Genomic DNA, 18,642 nt, shown 5'->3' with positions numbered 1-18,642 from the left:
GCAATTTTTTCATTTAACTATTGACATTTATTAGCTGGACTCCAGTGCTTCTGCCGTGTATTTTGCCCCATTGTGGCACAGAATAATGGAGCCATTTTGGAGCGCTTTATTGCCAAGTATTGTATCAATGACGCTCTGTCTGCCATAATCCTTCCAGTCAAGACTGTCCACATCCCACTGAATCGGATAATACCCGCATTCCTGCACCGTCTTAATGACAGTATTATCATAATCCCCGTACGGAGGCCGGAAAAGTTTCATTTCATATCCTGTAAGTTCTTTCACCTTATTATGTACTGTCATAATTTCCTTTTTCTGTTCCTCCTTTGACAACTGGCTCATATTCTTATGGCTCTCACTGTGATTGCCCAGATCATGTCCTGCTGCCAGTATAGCCTTCACATCATCCGGATACTGCTCCACCCAGCCGCCGGTTGCGAAAAACGTGACATGGATCTTCTCCTTTTCCAGAATATCCAGAATCTTCTGCGTGTCCTCATTTCCCCATGCTGCATCAAATGTCAGAGCCGCCTTCTTTTCATTCGTCTCTACAGAATAAATAGGGAGTTCCCTGCCGCTGACATTGCTGGATACCGTTACATAGCCGGAAAGATACTTAAATGAACAGCCCAGCAGCATAACCGCCAGAAAAGTTCCCAGACTTACTTTAAAAAATCTTCTTCTCATAAAAACTCCTGAGCATATATCGTTAGTACAGTATATGCGAAAGAGCAAAGGGGTCAGACCCCTTTGCTCTCCATTTTCAGAATTTTCTCAAGTTTTATTCGACTAACTTTGTCCAGACAAACCCGCTTCCGGGCAGTCTGACATCCTGAAGTCCCATGATTTTCCCGTTTAGCAGGTTTCTGTAGGTTCCGGGCAAGATAATATGAACTGTTTTCTCGGTATCATGAAAATTGAAAATTCCAATGATTGTGTCTCTTCCTTTTGTTCTTTGTATACACAATACGGAATCGTCTCCTGTTTCTATCACCTGCATTTCTGCATCTGCACCGAATACGTTTTCTTGTCTGCGTATATGTTCGAGCCTGCTCAGTCCCTGAAATATTTTTCCCTGTATGGTGTCTGTATCCCCGCAGTTTTCCACAAGCTCCCAGTGGAATTTCCCACGGTGTATGTAGCGGGAGTCTTCTCTTTTTGCGGGATCTTCTTTATAGGTGTAGTCGTTGACCTGCCCGATTTCGTCACCGCTGTAAAGCATAGGAATGCCGGACTGCATGAACATATAGGCATGAAGCATCAGGTCTTTTCTGACAGCCTGCTCCATTTTTCCCTCATTCCCCTCGAAACCGGCGCTTTCTATCCCGCACATGGATGCTGTTGTTCCGCAGAATCTTGCATCACCTGTCACAAGGTCTTCGTTATACAATTCCCCCCTGCTTACACTGCCCTCAGTTCTTCCTGTAAAGTAGTCATTCAGGAACTTTTTATGCGGCACCTCTCTCATACCCCAGTATTTTAATGTATCATAGTCCAGCCCCCAGCCTATATCATCGTGGCATCTGAGATAGTTCAGGAAGGTATATTCTTTCGGGAGCCGGCTAATCGTATTTAACTGCATTTTCAGGAGCCTGACATCCCGCGTGGCCACTGAGTTCCAGGTTGTCGCCATTGTCGTTACATTGTACAGCATATGGCATTCCGGCTTATCCACGGTGCCGAAGTAAGGAACCACTTTTTCTGGCTCCATCACGACTTCCCCTAAGAGCACGACACCCGGGCAGACGATCTCGCTTATCATCCGCATCATACGGACAATTGTATGGACCTGCGGCAGATTCCGGCATGATGTCCCAAGTGATTTCCAGATGTACGGCACCGCATCAATCCGTATCACATCCATCCCCCGGTTTGCCAGATACAGGAAATTGTACATCATCTCATTAAACACACGTGGGTTGGAGTAATTCAGGTCCCACTGATACGGATAAAACGTTGTCAGCACATGATGTCCCGTTTCGGGCAGATATGTAAAATTCCCCGGAGCTGTCACCGGAAATACCTGCGGCACTGTCTTTTCATATTCTCGCGGAATCACATAATTATCATAAAAGAAATACCGGCTCATATATTCCCCGTCACCAGAGCGTGCGCGCTGCGCCCAGATATGGTCCTCTGATGTATGGTTCATAACAAAGTCCATGCAAAGGCTTATCTGGTTCTTATGGCACTCATCGGCCAGAATCTCCAGATCTTCCATCGTACCAAGCGATGGTTTTACCCTGCGGAAATCTGCCACTGCATAGCCGCCGTCAGACCTCCCCTCGGGGGAATCCAGAAATGGCATAAGGTGGACACAGCTGACATTACATTCCTTCAGGTAATCCAGCTTCTCCCCCACCCCTTTCAGGTTCCCGGCAAACTGGTCAATATACAGCATCATGCCAAGCATGTCATTTCCCCTATACCAGGAAGGATTGTTTTCCCTCTTCCTGTCGAGCCTTTTCAGGCTTTGCCTCCGGCCCTGGTAAAAGCTGTACATCTGGCTGCATAATTCAAAAAACATATCATCGTTTCCATATAGCTCCATATAAAGCCATTTCAATTCATCATGGTGTCTGTCCATCCGTTGTCTGTATCTTTCATCAACTGTCATGTCCTGCTTCCTCCCGAACCAGATGTATCTGATAAGCTAAATATTCCCCCAATTCCACCGGTAATGGCATCCCGGCTTCTGTCAAGGCGCTTCCACTGTACACTGCCCCGCTGTTTTCGTCTTTGTACATGGCTCCTTCATCCAGCCCGCGCAGCCGTACATAATTGACTGTCATATTGCCGTGTTTCGCCAGCATGACGACATTTACGAGCACCTCACCCTTGTCCTCTGCCAGAAATTCCCATGCCCCAGCCTCTTCTTCGAACGGATTGCTCAGTCTGTAGTATGTTCCATTCTGGATCAATTCTGCATATTTGTGATAATCTTTTATCTGTTCTCTGACTTCCTCTTTTTCTGTTTCCGTCAGTCTGCACAGGTCCAGTTCATAACCGAAGGTTCCGGCCATTGCCGTGACGGCCCTCGTCTTCATGGAAGTATGCCTTCCTGTCTGGTGGTTTGGGCATGCGGATACGTGTGAGCCCACGGCGGATACCGGGTACCCGAATGAGGTTCCGTACTGGATCCTTACTCTGTCAATGGCATCGGTATTATCACTGCACCAGATCTGCGGTGTGTAGTACAGCATTCCTGCGTCAAAACGTCCGCCCCCTCCGCTGCATCCCTCGATCAGAATATCCGGGTACCGGGTGGACAGCCTTTCAAGGAAATCATACAGTCCGAGTATATAGTCATACATTACCTTCCCCTGGTTTTCTGCCGCCGCGGAATAAACATCCGCAATGCTCCGGTTCATATCCCATTTGACATACTCAATATTTCCCTGATCCAGTATCCCGCAGATCTGCCCGTAGACTGCGTCCACGACCTCTTTTCTGGAAAAATCCAGTACCAGCTGGTTTCTGGACCTCTGCGGCTTTCTGCCCGGTACTGTAAAGGCCCAGTCAGGGTGGGTCCTGTACAGCTCGCTGTCCTCATTGACCATCTCCGGCTCGATCCAAATACCAAACTTGACACCCAGCGCGTTTATTTTCCCAATTAACTCTCCCAGCGTGCCGCCAAGCTTATCCTCGTTCACCTTCCAGTCGCCAAGCCCCCTGTTGTCGTCATCACGGCTGCCAAACCAGCCGTCATCCATGACAAGCAGTTCAATTCCCACATCGGCCGCATGTTTTGCCAGCTCACAGATCGTATCGCCGTTAAAATCAAAATACGCTGCCTCCCAGCTGTTTACCAGAACAGGCCGCACCGCATCTCTGTATTTCCCGCGGCAGATATGTTTTCGGATGCAGGTGTGCAGATTCTGCGACAAACGATTCAGTCCGCTGCCGCTGTATGTCAGGATCACCTCAGGCGCGTAAAATACTTCTCCCGGCTCCAGCGGGTAGGAAAACTGTTCGCCCTGAAGCCCCAGAACTGCACGGGTCTGGTTATACTGGTCTTTCTCAACCTCACCCTGAAAGCCCCCGCTGTATACAAAAGACATCGCATAGCAGTTTCCGGAATCTTCCGTGGCTTCCTTATCTGCCAGAATCATCATCGGATTATACTGATGGCTCGATGTGCCTCTCCGGCTTCCGATCATCTGGCTCCCATGAGCGACCGGAACCCTCTGGAAATTCCGTTCCATTGCATGCCGCCCGTAAAAACTGATAAAATCATAATTTCCGGTCACAAAATCCAGACAGGCCGACTGCACCTTCTCCAGAAAAATCGTTTCCGGCACACCGTTTTCACCACACCCATGATTACAAATCACCACGCTCCTCGTGATAATATCCGGCTCCGGCAGCACCCCGTACAGCAGTGTTACCGCAATCCCCTGATTCTGGTCCTCCAGCTCAATCTTTAGTGTCTCAGCCTCGTCTTCGCCCGCGTAAACAGCCGGAAGCCCTTTCAGGCCATACTTTCCCTTCGAAATCTGGTATCTCTTATAGCGAAGATCACAGCCATAAGTCCCTGCCCTGTTTTTCAAAATCAGGGCAGGCGTCCGGTAGTCCCCATTCCCGGCACAGGGGAACTCCTGCGGCAGCGCATCCATCGAATATGTCCTGTCATTTCCCGCATCATAGGGATTCCCGGAGAATCCCCTGTCATAATATGTCAGAAGATAATCCATGCACCCCTGTACCTTTTTTCCATAGTAAAGATGAAGTAAAAAACCATATTTATCAACCTGCATCTGATACATCGCAGATTTTGTATGCAGTGTAAACGTCTTATTCTTTTCGTCAAATGTAATTCCCATGATGCCGCTCCTTTTCCCGTTACAGTTTTTCATTCTACATTTCCTTCTGCATCCATACAATTCCTGGTTTTACAGTATCTACTTCACAGCCCCGTTTACAACACCATTCAGAATCTGCTTCTGGCAGATGATATAAAAGATCAGGATTGGCAGCAATGCCAGCAGATAGGATGCAAATGCCAGATTGTAATTCGTACCGAACTGCGTCTGGAAATTCAGCTGTGCCAGTGGCAGTGTATTCTTTCCGCTTCCCGACATAATAACAAGAGGTGTCATAACGTCATTCCATGTTCCCAGCGCCGTGAGTACAGCCACTGTTGCATGCATAGGCTTCATGATCGGGAAAATGATCTTCCAGTAGGTTCTCCATGTACTCGCCCCGTCCACACGTGCCGCTTCCTCGAGTGCAACCGGGATATTTTTCAGGTATCCGGTATACAGAAGCACATTCATAGGCATATAGAACACTACATAGAGAATAATAACACCAAACCAATTCGCGATTCTAAGCTGCGCCGTCTGCTTTACTAGGGGCATCATCAGTATCGCAAACGGTACGAACATTCCGCTGACAATATATAAATACGCAAAATTATAAAATTTACTGTGTGTCTTGTTTCTACCAATCGCATACCCGATCAGAGAATGAATCACAATAGATATAAGTACAGTAGCCAGTGTAATCAGGATACTGTTTCCAAGGGAATGCCAGAAGTCTGTGACCCGCATTGCCTCGGCAAAATTAGCAAAACTCCATGATTTCGGCAGGGATAAGATTCCCGAGATACTGTTCGTCATTTCCGAAGGCTGCTTGAATGCAATTACGATCGTTAAGTACATCGGAAATGCAACTGTAATCAGGCCCACGATCAGCATAATCGTAACCGGCCAGTTCGTTTTTTCTTTTACTTTTACCTTAGCGCCCATCATAACTGCTCCTCCTTCTTTCCTAAGAAATTCATCTGGAATACGGAAATAAATACGATCACAATAAAGAAAATTACTGCATTCGCACTCTGGAATCCAAACTGCCCGCCGCTCATACCGTTGTTGTAAATCAGGTAGGAGATAGATTCTGTACTCTGTGCAGGCCCGCCTTTTGTCAATGACATGATCTGGTCAAATACCATCAGGAAATCTTTCATACAGAGGACCATGTTAATCGTAAAAAATGGAAGAATCAGGGGGAATGTCAGGCTTTTGAACTTCTGGAAACCTGTTGCCCCGTCAATCGCGCCCGCCTCGTACACATCTTCCGGCACCGTCTGCAGGCCCGAAATATAAATAATCGTGTTCATCGCAATCGCCTGCCATGCACAGACAATCATAATTGCAACCCATGCCCATTTCGTGCTTGACAGCATGCTTGCCCCGTTTCCCGTAAGAGCCTTTGCTATGACAGGAAGGATATATGTAAAAAAGTAATTGAAAATGTAACCTACAACCAGTGCCCCTAAAATCTTCGGTATAAAATACAGACCGCGCAGTGCACTCTTTCCCTTGATCTTGCTGTTTAGTCCAAGTGCCAGCAGAAGACTGATAATATTGACCACGATAGTCGTTACAATCGCCAGCTTAAACGTGAACAGGTATGATTTACCAACCCTCACGTCCTGGAACAGATCGACATAGTTTCGAATCCCTACCCAGTCATAGGCGCCATAACCTTTATAATTTGTAAAACTGTAAATAACACCCTTTATCAAAGGCAGTGTGTTAAAACAGAAAAACAGTGCCAGGATGGGTATTGTAATCAGCAGAAATGTCAGCTTCCTGTTATTCATTTTCCTCATAGTTCCCTCTCCTCCCTATTTTGAAGAACCCTTGTTTGCTTCATAATCTTCTACCTTACGGATGATATCCCTGTTATATCTCAGCCAGTCCGTATCAAACTTCTTCAGGAACGCATCTGTATCCTGTTTGAGCAGGAACGTTTGTATCTGTGCATCGACCGCCATTTCACTCGGGTAATAGTGATCCTGGTAATCTGTCATCCTGCCTTCCTCTATGAAGGACTTTACCCCGTCCAGCATCGGAGCCAGATCGAAATCGCCCTCTTTACACGGAACCGCGTTCTGCTCGTCGAGATATTTCTGCACATTTTCATCCTTCAAAAGAAAGTCAAGAACCTCATACGCCGCTTCTTTATTTTCACTGTCTTCCATCACACAGAATTGTAAATCCACACCTGAATTCAGCACATTCTCGTCTGCCTCGCTGCTCCCCGGCATCACGAAGGAATCAATATCCATATCCGGGTTCACTGATTTAATCTGCGGCACTGCATAACTCCCGATCGTGTACATCGCAGACTCTCCATTTGCGAACGCGGTACATGCATCGTTATATCCATATGCGAACGGGTCCTCCGGACCGTAATCCAGAAGTTCCAGCATTTTCTCAGAAACCTCCCGGTACTCATCCTTAAATTTCGTTTCCCCTTTGTTGACCTGACTGCACACATCTGCCGGAGCCAGATCCACTGCCAATGCATTCCACGGTGCCAGACAAGTCCACGTGTCCTTAAAACCAAAGGAAAGCGGGCGGATTCCGGCTGCTTCTATCTCTTCACACAGGGCCGTGAATTCTTCCCAGTTTTCCGGGATCTCCCATCCGTGTTCCTCAAACATCTCCCTGTTATAAAGCACTCCGGCGGCATTTGCCACATAAGGGACTCCGTAAACACCTTCCTCCGGTACAAACTCGAGGGCTTTCAGAATGTCCTGATAAGCAGGCTTGATATCGCTTAGCCCTTCATAATCCGAGATATCTGCCAGCATATCGGAATCCAGAAAATAGGAATAATTAATATCCCCTCCGATGCCGATAATATCAGGAATGTCTTCCCTTACGAATCTGGTCTTCAGAATTGTCATTGCTTCATTTGGCGAATCAATCGTCAGATGGATATCATCATGTGATGCATTGAATTCTTCCTCAAGCTCCTTAAAAACCTCTACGGCTTCCGGTTTGTACTGTACCAGTTCAATTTCTACTTTTCCGCTGTTTTTCTCACCGGACTGGCATCCGGTAAGGGCAAGGGCCGCCAGCATAGCACCCGCCGTGAGCAGGCTTAATCGTCTTACACTTCTTCTTTTCATCTGCCACTACTCCTTTCAAAGATAACCCACTTATGTGTTTCCAGTTCCTGACATACCGACCTTTTCCTCAGTACAACTGTTTTCATGTTCTCCTTTTTCTCTTCCCTTTCATATCTTTTTGCATGGTTTAAATACTGCCGGCACCCTTCAAACCATCCTTTTTTTGGATTAACTATATTATAACATCTCATTATGCGTCTATAAATATCCATATATTTGCGTTTTTATACCTTTATGCAATATTTAGGAAAATAATTTGAAGTCACCTTGCATTATGGTATATAATGAAAAAAACATCCCATCCCAAAAGGAGCCAGGTATCATGAGTGATCTTTTATTTTCTGTATTTCCGAATGAAAATTTCATAGACTTAAGCCTCTACCAGTTCGGCTGGGAACACTGCGCCCCGGCACATTCTTACGGACCGGCTGCCCGCAACCATTTTCTGTTCCACTATGTCATCTCGGGAACCGGTACACTGATGGCAGATGATGCGAAAGGTATGACACAGACTTATCAGGTAAAAAGCGGTCAGGGGTTCATGATCTTTCCGCAGCAGATCAACACCTATATATCCGATGCAGAATATCCCTGGGAATATGTCTGGCTTGAATTTGACGGGCTCCGTGTGAAGGAAGCCATAGAAATCGCAGGACTTGGCCGTGATAATCCTGTCTACCACGCGCATTCAAAGGACCTGCGTCAGGATATGATGAACGAAATGCTATACATTGCCCAGCACGGAGACGCGGCTCCGTTTCATCTGATCGGGCACTTATTTCTGTTTCTGGACTTTCTGACCCGCTCGGCCGCCTCCATGCACCTCAATCAGGGCGGGCGGCTGCGTGACTTTTATATACGCGAAGCACTCGCTTTTATCGAGCAGAACTTCCAGAATGACATCTCCGTCGAGGATATTGCTACAACATGCGGCCTGAACAGGAGCTATTTCGGAAAGATCTTCAAAGATACAGTAGGAAAATCCCCTCAGGAATTCCTGCTGAACTACCGCATGGCAAAAGCAGCTGAACTGCTGAAGCTCACCACACTTTCTATCGGTGATATCAGCAATGCGGTTGGCTACGCAAATCAGCTGCATTTCTCAAGGGCTTTCAAAAATGTATACGGGCTCTCTCCGCGAAGCTGGAGAAACCAGAACCAGTTAATCCGGCAGGATTCCAGTCAATGACACCTTGCCCCGCTCATGGCACAGCCTATGTTTCCATCCCCTTTACGCATGACCGGAACATCTGTGCCATAAACCGGGCCATATCCTCAGGCTCTGCCTGAAATCCGCTCTCTGCCCACTTCTGTATGGTGCCTGCACAGCCGTTGACGATAAATCCATACAGCCATTCCAGTTTCTCCTCCCCTATATCCGGATACAGCTTTTTCCAGTCCCCCAATGAATCCTCCTCCGCAAAATACATCAGCTTCCGTAAGAACTCCTTATCCCCGTATTTTCCGAACATCGCCCTGCAGAGTTCTTCATTTTCCCTGATCTTCTTAAGAATCTCTATAGGCAGTATTCCCGTATAGTCCTCCTGCACCATATTGCTGGCAGAATCCTGCACATCTTGGTAAAACTCCTCCTCGATCTTGTCCAGCAGATCATATACATCCTCATAATGGGCATAGAAAGTCGCCCGGTTAATATCTGCCATCCCACAGATCTCTTTCACAGTAATCTTCCCCAGCGGTTTTTCCGACAGAAGCTTAAGAAAACTGTGCCGTATCATATTCCTCGTGTACCTGACACGCCTGTCCAAATCTGAATTTTTCATAAACAATCAACACTTCTTTCTAATCTGTTGTCTAACTTACGTTTCACAAAAATCTGATGGTTGTCAACTTCCCCTGCCTTTATTATATTTTAAGTAAGAACAGAAAGCAACGCCGTGTTGTATATCTGTAAACATCTGTAAACAAAACTCCATTTATTCAGAACCAAGGAGGCGCTGATCATGAAACACACACAATATATCGTAACCGGAGCTGCCGGACACCTCGGCAGCCATATAGCAGCCGGACTTTTGAAACAGGGATATCCCGTCCTGGGCCTCATCCTGCCGGATGAATTGCAGGATGTACCGGACCCTTCCCCCGGACTTTCCTATATCGCAGGGGATGTCCGTGATCCGGAAACAATGGAAATGCTGTTTACTGCGGCATCAGAAAATCTGCATGAAGCCTCCACCGGGAAGCCCGGTGTCGTGCTGATCCACTGTGCAGGCCTCATTTCCATCTACGGCGGCCCGACCCCTGCCGTGTATTCCGTAAATGTGGGCGGAACGAAGAATGTCGTAGACGCCTGTATCCGCCACCATGTAAAGCGTCTGGTCTATGTCAGCAGTGTCCACGCTATCCCCGAAACACCGGACCAGAAAATTATATCCGAAATCAGGACTTTCTCCCCTGACGACGTAACGGGCTACTATGCCAAGACAAAAGCAGAAGCAACCCAATACGTTTTGGACAGTACAAAACGCGGACTTGATGCCGTGGTGGTACATCCGTCCGGCATTATCGGACCTGCCAGACACCCTTACGGCAGCATGCTTCACATGATCGCCCATTATACACAGAAGGGGATGCCTGTAGCCGTACGCGGCGGATATGATTTTGTCGACGTGCGCGATGTCGCATCCGGAGTAATCAAGGCCTCCCAAAAAGGAAGATCTGGAGAGTGCTACATCCTCTGTAACCGGTTCGTTACACTAAAGGAACTCTTCGGTGAACTCTCTGCAGCCACCGGACAGAAAAGGCCACGGATCTTCCTCCCCGCATGGATCGCCAAATGTGCGGCGCCTTTTGCACAGCTGCACTACAAATGCTGGAAAAAAACACCTGTTTTCACACCATATGCCATGTATACACTAACATCCAACGGGAACTTTTCACACGAAAAAGCAAGCAGAGAGCTGGGATATCATCCCCGCCCCCTGCACCAGACCATAGCCGACATGATCCGGCAGATGAAGAAAGAGAAACGTTAACTCCCGGGCAGCACAGCCAGCGCCTGGCTGCCCATCTCCCAGTAACGCTCTTCTACTAACGCTTTCTCATATCTGGTCCCCCCGGACTTTTCCAGTGGGTCATTAAAATAATAGTACTCACGATCCACACCGACAAGCAGGAGACAGTGTTCTTCTGCCGGCCAGATATACTCTTTTCCGGTCTCCAGAATGGTCCAGCTGCGTCCTTCATAGCTCGGCTGCATACCAATCGTGGCCCAGAGGATCACAGGGATTCCATTGCCGATATATTCTCTGCATATATTCTGCAGTGTCATCCCTGTCAGGTCCTTCACCCGTTCTCCTCCCGCCGCCTCCACAAGCGCATCATGTATCACCGGGGCAAAGCAGCCAAAACCATTTCCCCTCGGATCACCGATAAAATAATAATAAGGACTGTTCCCGTAATATTGCCCGTCCTTCCAGTAATATTTCCCAATCCTCAGATACTGGTCTATAAATTCATCCACAGTAATGTCAACCCCTGCATACGACAGAGCCATCACCGAAGTCACGCTCTCACATCCTGTCGGGTAGTCGTCCTGATTCATAAAAGGAACCGTTATTATCCTGTCTGTCTCCCCCGTCCCGGAAGAAGCACCCTTTTTCCCACCGTCCATATAACTGCCTCCTGCACCAGATTGATCATTTTCTTCCTCCCCGCCGTTTCCTGCCGCCGCAATCCGTGATTGTGCATGTTTATCCATATGAACCGCCTTCGTGTAAAAAATACTGAGCACCGCAATACTTATATAAAAAGCGAGTCTGACCAGCTGCATCCTGTGCCCGCCGTCTCTCCTGAATTCTGACATATGCACTCTGATTTTTGCTTCTTATAACTATTATAATCGGCAGGGGTTGTACTCTATGCAGGCTTATTTTATAATCAGGTTATTACACGGGCATTGCCAGATGGAAAAATAATGGCTCAGAGAAGGGGGAATTGTCTGTATGAGCAAGAAAAGAGTATGCGATAGATATATTATTCTCGAAACATTATTTTACTTACATTCTGGAATCATTGGGGCAACTTATATTTTATACTTTTATGATTTGGGTTATAGTAAATTTGTTACAAATATTATTACAAGCGTATTTAATATATTTGTATTTATATTTGAAATACCAAGTGGCTCACTCAGTGATAACAGAGGAAATAAAAGTGCATTAATTATATCAGGTATAGCATTATCGTCTTCAATGGCACTTTTTTTGTATGCTGGTAATATTTCAATACTAATATTGGGGCAGATTTTCTGGGGGATTAGCTATGCTATGCAATCGGGCGCCTTAGAAGCCTGGGTAGTTAATACGGCAGATTTGGATGATAACGAATTGGATGCAGTTTTTTCTAAAAGTGCTAAAATTCGAAATTTTGTTATGATATTAGGAGGGGTTATAGGAACTTTTATTGCAAAAGCTGGCTTAAGGTATATTTGGATTATCCCTTTGATAACAGCTATAATTTATACACTATTGGTTTTACGATGGGTAAGAAACCAACAGTTGAACCAAAGTAAGTTTCATACTTATAATTTCAAAATGAATGTCCGGTCGGAGCTAAAGGAGAGTTTTATTACAATATATGATACGATTCGAAAGGGAGACTCGATTAAAACGATTCTACTTTTAAATATGGGCGTAGCATTTGTAATCTCACCATTATTTACATACTGGTCACCTTATATTCTCCAATTAGGAGGAGGAGAGTTAGGCGTTTTGGCATGGATGTGGATATTCATTAAAATTAGTATGACCGCCGGAAATGCGTTATGGGAACATCTGCACAAAAAATATAATAGAATACAGGCATTGTTTGTAATATGTATATTATTTGGCTCAATATTTATAATTGCAGCTATCAATAGTAATCTTTTAGTGGGATTTGCGGTGATTATAGGGATGGAAATATTGCTTGGAGTGCTTGACCCTATTCAAAAAGCTCTGATAAATAAATATATTGACTCGGATAATAGGGCAACAATGCTATCTGTGAACTCAATGGCAGAAAGGGTTGGAGGGTGGATATCCCTCGTTTTAATGGGAATTTTAGGTGATGTATTTTCAATTGGTATTACTTGGATAATAGCTGGAGTAACTATGCTGTTTCTATGTATATTTATATCTAGGCTAAAAAGAAATCCAAAAATCCTCTGATGCCCGGAGTCAGTGGAAACTGCTGCGCTTGAATTCAGACATCAGAGGAATGGAGAAAATTGAGGTTTTTTTAATTTACTGCAAAACACACTACCTTATAGCAATAGTATCAACAACACCCCCTATTTCCTTATCTTTTAATTATTCGAATTCACTAATAACTCGTTTGACACATTCAAAATCCTTTTCATCTACGTATAAAGAAATAATCCCGCTATTTCGTTCTGTACCAACTACTAAAACATTATAAAAAAACAAATTAAAAAGTCACTCAATATATTTGAAGTTTTTCGTCGAACTTCAAACTTTATGTTTAAGTCCGTCAATATTTGCTGGATTTCTATCGCTTCTTGAGGACGGTTTGTCTGAAATACCTTTCTCATATCCTTCTCCTCCTAAATTATAGTAATTACAAGTTTCTCAAATCTATTGTATTAAACTTTACATACATATATGAGACGTTAACAGATTCATCCTATAAACCGTTGTACAAATAGCCAGCTTAACGCTGGCTATTTGTGGTCTACAATCTTCTTTTTTGTTTTACATCATCAGTTTGTTTTCCTCTGAAAGAATGTAGAAACTACAACAATCACACCAATTCCTACTAATGCGCCAGCCAAAACCTGAACCCACGACTGTGAAATTAGCGCAATACCTAAACCAGCCACTACTGAAGCATTTGCACTTGGATTGCTGTCAATTATTTGTCCTCTTATTAGATAGATAAAAATACTTGCAGCTACTAACATAATCATTTTTAAATACTCTTTTCTCATTTTTGTGCCTCCCTACCTATATTTACTGCATATTAGTCCTCCTAGTGAAAAAGTAGCTTATATAATTATTTTCCATAATTTCTCCTTTTCTTCTATGCTTAAAGCATCATAGTACAGCCCCTTCAAATGATCTGAAAAATTATGAAGTATCGGAAAATTTATTATACTTATTACTGTTATGAATCAATGTAATAATCAACCATTTCAATTCATTTGTTTATTTAAACATAACATTATCTGATAATATATGTAATTTTAATTTTATAATTTATATGTTTTTTCTTTATAATCTTTTTTCTCCTGAATATCTTTTTGTAAATTTATATTTTCTTGATTTTGTTAAAAATTAAGGAGAAGTAATTATGCTCTTTTTAATGGGATATAAGGAATAGATCAATCCAAAACTTCTGGAATCCACTGATTTCCAATCAGAATCATTAAACATCGTTTCTACCATAGAAAACGGTAGAATAACATCAATATAATTATTATATGCCACCTCTTCATGTACCATAGAAATGCCGTTATTCAGCTTCATAAACAACTCGCCATCTAATCCATTTGACCATGCTCCAGACTCACAAAGGATTTTTGTGAAATTATATGTATCTTCACATTCTTGCGTTTTCTTAATACGTACATTAGCCAGAAGTATACGTATGGACCTACCTTCATATGGAGTACCATCTGAATGTCGTGCGATAACTGTATTTGGTGCTAACTTTTCTAGCTCATTTCCTTCAATCAACGCTGAACTCTGTAGTGTAACTGTAAAACTCCCATCCTCAATTGCTTCTCCAATTCCAACAGTTTCATTTACAGGATTTGGATATTTCTGTTGTAATGTTTGATAACGATAAAAATACAGAAAAAGAAAAACGCCTATTGTAATAATGGACAGTGCCCTTACAATCTTCATTATATCACCTCTCTAAGTATACAGCGCCATTCTCTAGCTTAAAAATAACATCTGATAGATATTCCAGTTCCTCAGCATCATGACAGGCAACAACAATTATTTTTCCCTGATCCCTTAAATGAATCAAAAGAGTTTTTACCAATTCTACTCCTTTTTCATCCAATGCATTCAATGGTTCATCAAGTAAAATTAAATCTGGTGACCCCATTAGTGCACAAGCAATACCTAATCTCTGTTTCATTCCAAGAGAATATTTTCGATACTTCCTTTTATCATATGCATCAAGTCCTACTGCATCAATCATACTTCTAATATCTTCATCCGAAAAATGACCTTTAAGAAGACCTAGCATTTTTAAATTTTGAAAACCAGTATATCCGCTTAGAAACGATGGATTTTCAATTAATACTCCTGCCGAAGGCGGAAAATCTATATCTTTTCCAAGACAAAGACCATCAATGATAATTTTTCCTTCGCTTGGTTTAATCAGTCCACATAACGCTCGTAATAGCATTGTTTTTCCCGAACCATTTTTTCCCCGCAGACCATAAATATTTCCACCTGTCAAAGAAAGTTTAATATTCTGAAGTATGACTGTCCCTTTTATAATTTTTGTTAAGTTTTGAACCTCAAGTTCCATTAATATCTCCCTCCGGTTAATCCAACTCGTTTCCCTTAGCCAAAATATCCGCTTTTCTAATCAATATACATCCAATATAGAAAAGAAATATGTATACGCCCAAACAAGTAATTACACCCTCCCTCAATCCTATGTTTGATTCCGGAACAAAAAATCGGTTTCGCAGCATCATCATATAATTACCAATTAATAGTGGATTCAATTTGTACGCGGATACAATAATAATTGCCTCTGAAATTACATATCCATAAATTGGTTTTAAAAATATACCAATAAACGTCTGTATCATTCCCAACGTTTCTGAAACAAGGAATGGCAGCAAAACGACATTCAATAGCATTTGGACTCTATTTCTGTCAGCTGTTATAAATATAGATGAACTGTCTAAACTAAGAAAAATTATGTTTTTTTCCTGTACTAAAACAAGTATTGCAAGTATTAGCATTAGCAAAACATAAAACAGAAGAATATTGGAAGATACCCATACACACTTACTAAACCACCATTTTCTCCTGGATGTATACAAGAATTCATATTTTCCATATCCCTGCATTTCTCTTCTGGGATAACTGCCAACTAAAAACAACATTAATGTCTGTGTAAACACAATTAACACCGGCAATTTAAATTCCGATGTCCGCCCTTTTATATATATAGGCACCCCTTCCCATAATTCAGTATACATATCCCAAAACTGCAGATGCCGCCCTGTTTGATGCGCATGATAGATTAAGAGTCCAATTATAAACATCAGCAGTATAGAAGTGAAGATGTATCGATATATCGTTAACTTACTTCCTATTTTAAATTCGTAAGCCAACAACTTGCATAGGGATTGTTTCCTTTTCATGCTCGTTCCCCTTTTTAACTTTCGTTAGACTATATCCCTAAAGAATTTCCCTCTTTTGTCCCATATACTCATAAAAACCACCAATAACCGCTAATACAAACAGTTCAGCAAATATGGCTCCGGGTCGGGCCGCACATGGCTGACATGGCTGAAGGAAATAAAATGGTGCTAACATCGTATAATCCGAAATCCAGGTAATGCTATATAGTACCATATATACTAAAAAGGGGGTTACCATTGCAACATACATATAATTTGTCAAAAAGAAGACTGCCATACTCAGTGTTGCCAACAGCCCCCAAAATACAATATCCAAAATCAACCACACCCCCAAATACACATAAGGGTGTAAATAAAAGAGGTCTCCCAGCATTGAGGTTGCATTAATAGGGTAAAAACCTGTGCACGCTTGAGGAAGCATGGCCGGAAAAACTAATGATGTAAGTAAAAAATTAAAAATCAGTGGCAGAACTGAAAGTATTCCTGTAGTAAATGCAACAATATATTTCACTCTAAAATACTCTTTTTGTTTTGTCCTAATACAAACATTTTTAATATATCCACTTCTGATATCTTCCTGTAATGTCCCACCATAAGGAATTGCTGACAGCAGTGGAGCTAATAGAAAATAGATCGTTGGAAAAATACTAGCTGTTTCACCACCTATCCATTTTTCAAACACAGTGAGCGGATATCCCGGAATGTTTTCATTTGTATTCCAATAAGGTAAGCTTTCAAACGCAAATTGCAAAGACACTATCATTAGGTTGACAGCCAAAACAATATATGTCACTCTATTTCGAAACAGCCTATAATACTCCATTTTGAGTAATTGTTTCATCGTTATTCTCCCATCCAAACCTAATTTTTACATTATTTAATTTAACTTCACTATGTACTCATTTTCCCTTGGCTCATTTGGTGACATGAATTCAGATATAAAATAACCTAATTTCTTATCTAAAACACGGTCTGGAGTAAAAAATCCAAGTGAAACCTCTGTGCTAACCCCCTTCGAAAAAGTTTTATAGAAAATATCTTTTGAATAATTTTCTGTTTCTTGTATACCGTCAAAGAAAAATAAATATGGACCTATATCCTGATATAATGTCAAGTCATCATTAATTGCAACAATTATAAACTGTAATGGATTCCAGCTTTGCTCCTTTTCCAATGCTTTTACATCCACCTTCATCCATATGTAAGAGTAGTCATTCAAAATAGTACCCTGTGCGTCATATTCAACACCATAAGCATCTAAACTGTTTTTTTCAAGTTCTCCAATCTGCCTCCCTTGAAGCTGCTTACTGAATTCTACTGATTCCACAGTAAAATCAATTTTATTATTTTGCTTATCCTCAAACAATATAGTATCGCCGATGCTTTTTATGTTGTCTTGTGCAATGGCGCTGTATTCCATTTCAGGATAGTTCTGTGTTTGGTCTTTATTGTCTCCCCTTTGTTTTTTAGGTTCACTTTTGGTGCCGGTATCTTCTATAGGTTCTGGATTTGTATTTTCAGACTGCTGATTCTGGTTTATTCTATCTTCCATCGCATTACTTGAACATGCAGTTAAAGTGAGAATAAACACAATACATATTACGAACAAAATTCTTTTCTCCTTTTTCATCAATCTGCTCCTTTTAATTAGGCAACACTAAAAAGTAGTGTTGCCGCAAGTTTTATTCTGGTATGCTGTCTGGACTCCATTGACCATTTGCATTATAAGAATATCCAAAATTTCTGGTGGCATAAATTGCACCCTCTCGATACCCTGTTTCCCATACACTATTTATCATAAAATGTTTAGATCCGGTATTAAATTGATAAGTGTGGCCATAAGAGCAATCTACATTTGCCCCCGTCTGTGTCGATCTGGAAATTACATGTGCTGTATATGCTCTTTGAGCATACTCACAGCGCATATAACTGCTGCTATCATCTTGTTTGGGTCTGAATGCAGTCTGGTTAGATGCTGTATTAAACGTAAAATTATAGGGCGAATCTGGATAGTTGTTTGCATAAGCTGTCATTGACCCTAACGCCGCCACTGTGATAGCACTTAGTATAAATGATGTTATTTTTATTCTTTTTCTCATGTTTTACTTCACTCCTTCTATAAGTCACTTTGTTATCCTAATGTAACTTCAAATATTTTCAAACTGATATGGCACAGTAAAAATAATATTCATTACCATTTCGTATTTATTGGATAAAGCCCATTCCTTGGCATATGCCTATACTTGTACTCTTAATTCATGAAAAAACTAAATAACCATTGGTATCCTCTCCTTTCTAAAGCTCCCGTATTATTATCTGTTATTTCATTTCATTTTCCATTTGTGCTTCTAAATTTAAA

18 protein-coding genes are annotated in these 18,642 nt (G+C 42.4%); 3 read left to right on the top strand and 15 right to left on the bottom strand.

From position 1 onward, the window contains the following. Positions 1 to 30: 30 nt before the first annotated feature. From DWX43_RS23190 to DWX43_RS23165, 6 genes are all read right to left on the bottom strand, one after another. Positions 31 to 687, bottom strand: coding sequence for a polysaccharide deacetylase family protein (locus DWX43_RS23190; RefSeq protein WP_118622128.1), 657 nt, complete (start codon positions 685 to 687; stop codon positions 31 to 33). A gap of 94 nt (positions 688 to 781) precedes the next feature. Further along, positions 782 to 2,617 (bottom strand): alpha-amylase family protein, encoded by a 1,836-nt coding sequence (locus DWX43_RS23185; protein ID WP_118622126.1) that lies wholly within the window; start codon positions 2,615 to 2,617, stop codon positions 782 to 784. Next, positions 2,607 to 4,856 (bottom strand): alpha-galactosidase, encoded by a 2,250-nt coding sequence (locus DWX43_RS23180; protein ID WP_330582314.1) that lies wholly within the window; start codon positions 4,854 to 4,856, stop codon positions 2,607 to 2,609. The genes DWX43_RS23185 and DWX43_RS23180 overlap by 11 nt, the downstream gene beginning before the upstream one ends. Before the next feature lie 45 nt (positions 4,857 to 4,901). After that, complete coding sequence (locus DWX43_RS23175; RefSeq protein ID WP_109730906.1) at positions 4,902 to 5,753, bottom strand: carbohydrate ABC transporter permease; 852 nt, start codon at positions 5,751 to 5,753, stop codon at positions 4,902 to 4,904. Next, positions 5,750 to 6,607: a sugar ABC transporter permease gene (locus DWX43_RS23170; protein ID WP_347559317.1), complete on the bottom strand. Its 858-nt coding sequence runs from the start codon at positions 6,605 to 6,607 to the stop codon at positions 5,750 to 5,752. Before DWX43_RS23170 ends, DWX43_RS23175 begins: the two co-directional genes overlap by 4 nt. Positions 6,608 to 6,631: 24 nt before the next feature. Next, on the bottom strand, positions 6,632 to 7,924 hold the full coding sequence (locus tag DWX43_RS23165; protein WP_118622124.1) for an extracellular solute-binding protein: 1,293 nt from the start codon (positions 7,922 to 7,924) through the stop codon (positions 6,632 to 6,634). A 322-nt stretch (positions 7,925 to 8,246) separates the two neighbouring features. On the opposite strand from DWX43_RS23165, the gene DWX43_RS23155 reads away from it, so the two are divergent. Beyond that, entirely contained in the window at positions 8,247 to 9,113 is an 867-nt protein-coding gene (locus DWX43_RS23155; RefSeq protein ID WP_118622122.1) for an AraC family transcriptional regulator, read from the top strand. A gap of 25 nt (positions 9,114 to 9,138) precedes the next feature. Here DWX43_RS23155 and DWX43_RS23150 read toward each other — a convergent pair whose 3' ends face one another. Beyond that, positions 9,139 to 9,708 (bottom strand): TetR-like C-terminal domain-containing protein, encoded by a 570-nt coding sequence (locus DWX43_RS23150; protein WP_118622120.1) that lies wholly within the window; start codon positions 9,706 to 9,708, stop codon positions 9,139 to 9,141. A 180-nt stretch (positions 9,709 to 9,888) separates the two neighbouring features. On the opposite strand from DWX43_RS23150, the gene DWX43_RS23145 reads away from it, so the two are divergent. After that, positions 9,889 to 10,920, top strand: coding sequence for an NAD-dependent epimerase/dehydratase family protein (locus DWX43_RS23145; protein ID WP_118622118.1), 1,032 nt, complete (start codon positions 9,889 to 9,891; stop codon positions 10,918 to 10,920). Here the strand turns inward: DWX43_RS23145 and DWX43_RS23140 are convergent. Then, complete coding sequence (locus DWX43_RS23140; protein ID WP_118622116.1) at positions 10,917 to 11,750, bottom strand: C39 family peptidase; 834 nt, start codon at positions 11,748 to 11,750, stop codon at positions 10,917 to 10,919. The genes DWX43_RS23145 and DWX43_RS23140 overlap by 4 nt on opposite strands. Positions 11,751 to 11,889: 139 nt before the next feature. On the opposite strand from DWX43_RS23140, the gene DWX43_RS23135 reads away from it, so the two are divergent. Then, a complete protein-coding gene (locus tag DWX43_RS23135; protein ID WP_118622114.1) occupies positions 11,890 to 13,095 on the top strand; it encodes an MFS transporter in 1,206 nt (401 codons plus the stop codon). A 551-nt stretch (positions 13,096 to 13,646) separates the two neighbouring features. Here DWX43_RS23135 and DWX43_RS23130 read toward each other — a convergent pair. The 7 genes from DWX43_RS23130 to DWX43_RS23100 form a co-directional block, all read right to left on the bottom strand. Continuing rightward, positions 13,647 to 13,874 carry a hypothetical protein gene (locus DWX43_RS23130; protein ID WP_118622112.1) on the bottom strand — a complete coding sequence of 76 codons (228 nt, stop codon included), beginning with the start codon at positions 13,872 to 13,874 and terminating at the stop codon, positions 13,647 to 13,649. A 346-nt stretch (positions 13,875 to 14,220) separates the two neighbouring features. Beyond that, positions 14,221 to 14,793, bottom strand: a complete 573-nt coding sequence (locus DWX43_RS23125) for a hypothetical protein (protein ID WP_118622110.1) — start codon at positions 14,791 to 14,793, stop codon at positions 14,221 to 14,223. Positions 14,794 to 14,797: 4 nt separating this feature from the next. Further along, on the bottom strand, positions 14,798 to 15,433 hold the full coding sequence (locus tag DWX43_RS23120; protein ID WP_118622108.1) for an ATP-binding cassette domain-containing protein: 636 nt from the start codon (positions 15,431 to 15,433) through the stop codon (positions 14,798 to 14,800). A gap of 16 nt (positions 15,434 to 15,449) precedes the next feature. Then, positions 15,450 to 16,283: a hypothetical protein gene (locus DWX43_RS23115; protein WP_118622106.1), complete on the bottom strand. Its 834-nt coding sequence runs from the start codon at positions 16,281 to 16,283 to the stop codon at positions 15,450 to 15,452. A gap of 37 nt (positions 16,284 to 16,320) precedes the next feature. Next, a complete protein-coding gene (locus tag DWX43_RS23110; protein WP_118622104.1) occupies positions 16,321 to 17,124 on the bottom strand; it encodes a hypothetical protein in 804 nt (267 codons plus the stop codon). A gap of 36 nt (positions 17,125 to 17,160) precedes the next feature. Further along, positions 17,161 to 17,913: a hypothetical protein gene (locus DWX43_RS23105; RefSeq protein WP_118622102.1), complete on the bottom strand. Its 753-nt coding sequence runs from the start codon at positions 17,911 to 17,913 to the stop codon at positions 17,161 to 17,163. 52 nt (positions 17,914 to 17,965) lie between these two features. Then, positions 17,966 to 18,382 carry a hypothetical protein gene (locus DWX43_RS23100; protein ID WP_118622100.1) on the bottom strand — a complete coding sequence of 139 codons (417 nt, stop codon included), beginning with the start codon at positions 18,380 to 18,382 and terminating at the stop codon, positions 17,966 to 17,968. Positions 18,383 to 18,642: the final 260 nt, after the last annotated feature.

The organism is Clostridium sp. AF19-22AC (assembly GCF_003479085.1).
In the GTDB taxonomy this organism is placed as follows: domain Bacteria; phylum Bacillota; class Clostridia; order Lachnospirales; family Lachnospiraceae; genus Faecalicatena_A; species Faecalicatena_A orotica.
Note: the sequence above shows the minus strand (reverse complement) of the source record. Positions and strands in the feature narration are given on the sequence as shown.

What these genes read in the sequence shown, in the direction of transcription:
- DWX43_RS23190 (WP_118622128.1), bottom strand. Translation starts at nt 687, where the DNA reads ATGAGAAGAAGATTTTTTAAAGTAAGTCTGGGAACTTTTCTGGCGGTT.
- DWX43_RS23185 (WP_118622126.1), bottom strand. Translation starts at nt 2,617, where the DNA reads ATGACAGTTGATGAAAGATACAGACAACGGATGGACAGACACCATGAT.
- DWX43_RS23180 (WP_330582314.1), bottom strand. Translation starts at nt 4,856, where the DNA reads ATGAAAAACTGTAACGGGAAAAGGAGCGGCATCATGGGAATTACATTT.
- DWX43_RS23175 (WP_109730906.1), bottom strand. Translation starts at nt 5,753, where the DNA reads ATGATGGGCGCTAAGGTAAAAGTAAAAGAAAAAACGAACTGGCCGGTT.
- DWX43_RS23170 (WP_347559317.1), bottom strand. Translation starts at nt 6,607, where the DNA reads ATGAATAACAGGAAGCTGACATTTCTGCTGATTACAATACCCATCCTG.
- DWX43_RS23165 (WP_118622124.1), bottom strand. Translation starts at nt 7,924, where the DNA reads ATGAAAAGAAGAAGTGTAAGACGATTAAGCCTGCTCACGGCGGGTGCT.
- DWX43_RS23155 (WP_118622122.1), top strand. Translation starts at nt 8,247, where the DNA reads ATGAGTGATCTTTTATTTTCTGTATTTCCGAATGAAAATTTCATAGAC.
- DWX43_RS23150 (WP_118622120.1), bottom strand. Translation starts at nt 9,708, where the DNA reads ATGAAAAATTCAGATTTGGACAGGCGTGTCAGGTACACGAGGAATATG.
- DWX43_RS23145 (WP_118622118.1), top strand. Translation starts at nt 9,889, where the DNA reads ATGAAACACACACAATATATCGTAACCGGAGCTGCCGGACACCTCGGC.
- DWX43_RS23140 (WP_118622116.1), bottom strand. Translation starts at nt 11,750, where the DNA reads ATGTCAGAATTCAGGAGAGACGGCGGGCACAGGATGCAGCTGGTCAGA.
- DWX43_RS23135 (WP_118622114.1), top strand. Translation starts at nt 11,890, where the DNA reads ATGAGCAAGAAAAGAGTATGCGATAGATATATTATTCTCGAAACATTA.
- DWX43_RS23130 (WP_118622112.1), bottom strand. Translation starts at nt 13,874, where the DNA reads ATGAGAAAAGAGTATTTAAAAATGATTATGTTAGTAGCTGCAAGTATT.
- DWX43_RS23125 (WP_118622110.1), bottom strand. Translation starts at nt 14,793, where the DNA reads ATGAAGATTGTAAGGGCACTGTCCATTATTACAATAGGCGTTTTTCTT.
- DWX43_RS23120 (WP_118622108.1), bottom strand. Translation starts at nt 15,433, where the DNA reads ATGGAACTTGAGGTTCAAAACTTAACAAAAATTATAAAAGGGACAGTC.
- DWX43_RS23115 (WP_118622106.1), bottom strand. Translation starts at nt 16,283, where the DNA reads ATGAAAAGGAAACAATCCCTATGCAAGTTGTTGGCTTACGAATTTAAA.
- DWX43_RS23110 (WP_118622104.1), bottom strand. Translation starts at nt 17,124, where the DNA reads ATGAAACAATTACTCAAAATGGAGTATTATAGGCTGTTTCGAAATAGA.
- DWX43_RS23105 (WP_118622102.1), bottom strand. Translation starts at nt 17,913, where the DNA reads ATGAAAAAGGAGAAAAGAATTTTGTTCGTAATATGTATTGTGTTTATT.
- DWX43_RS23100 (WP_118622100.1), bottom strand. Translation starts at nt 18,382, where the DNA reads ATGAGAAAAAGAATAAAAATAACATCATTTATACTAAGTGCTATCACA.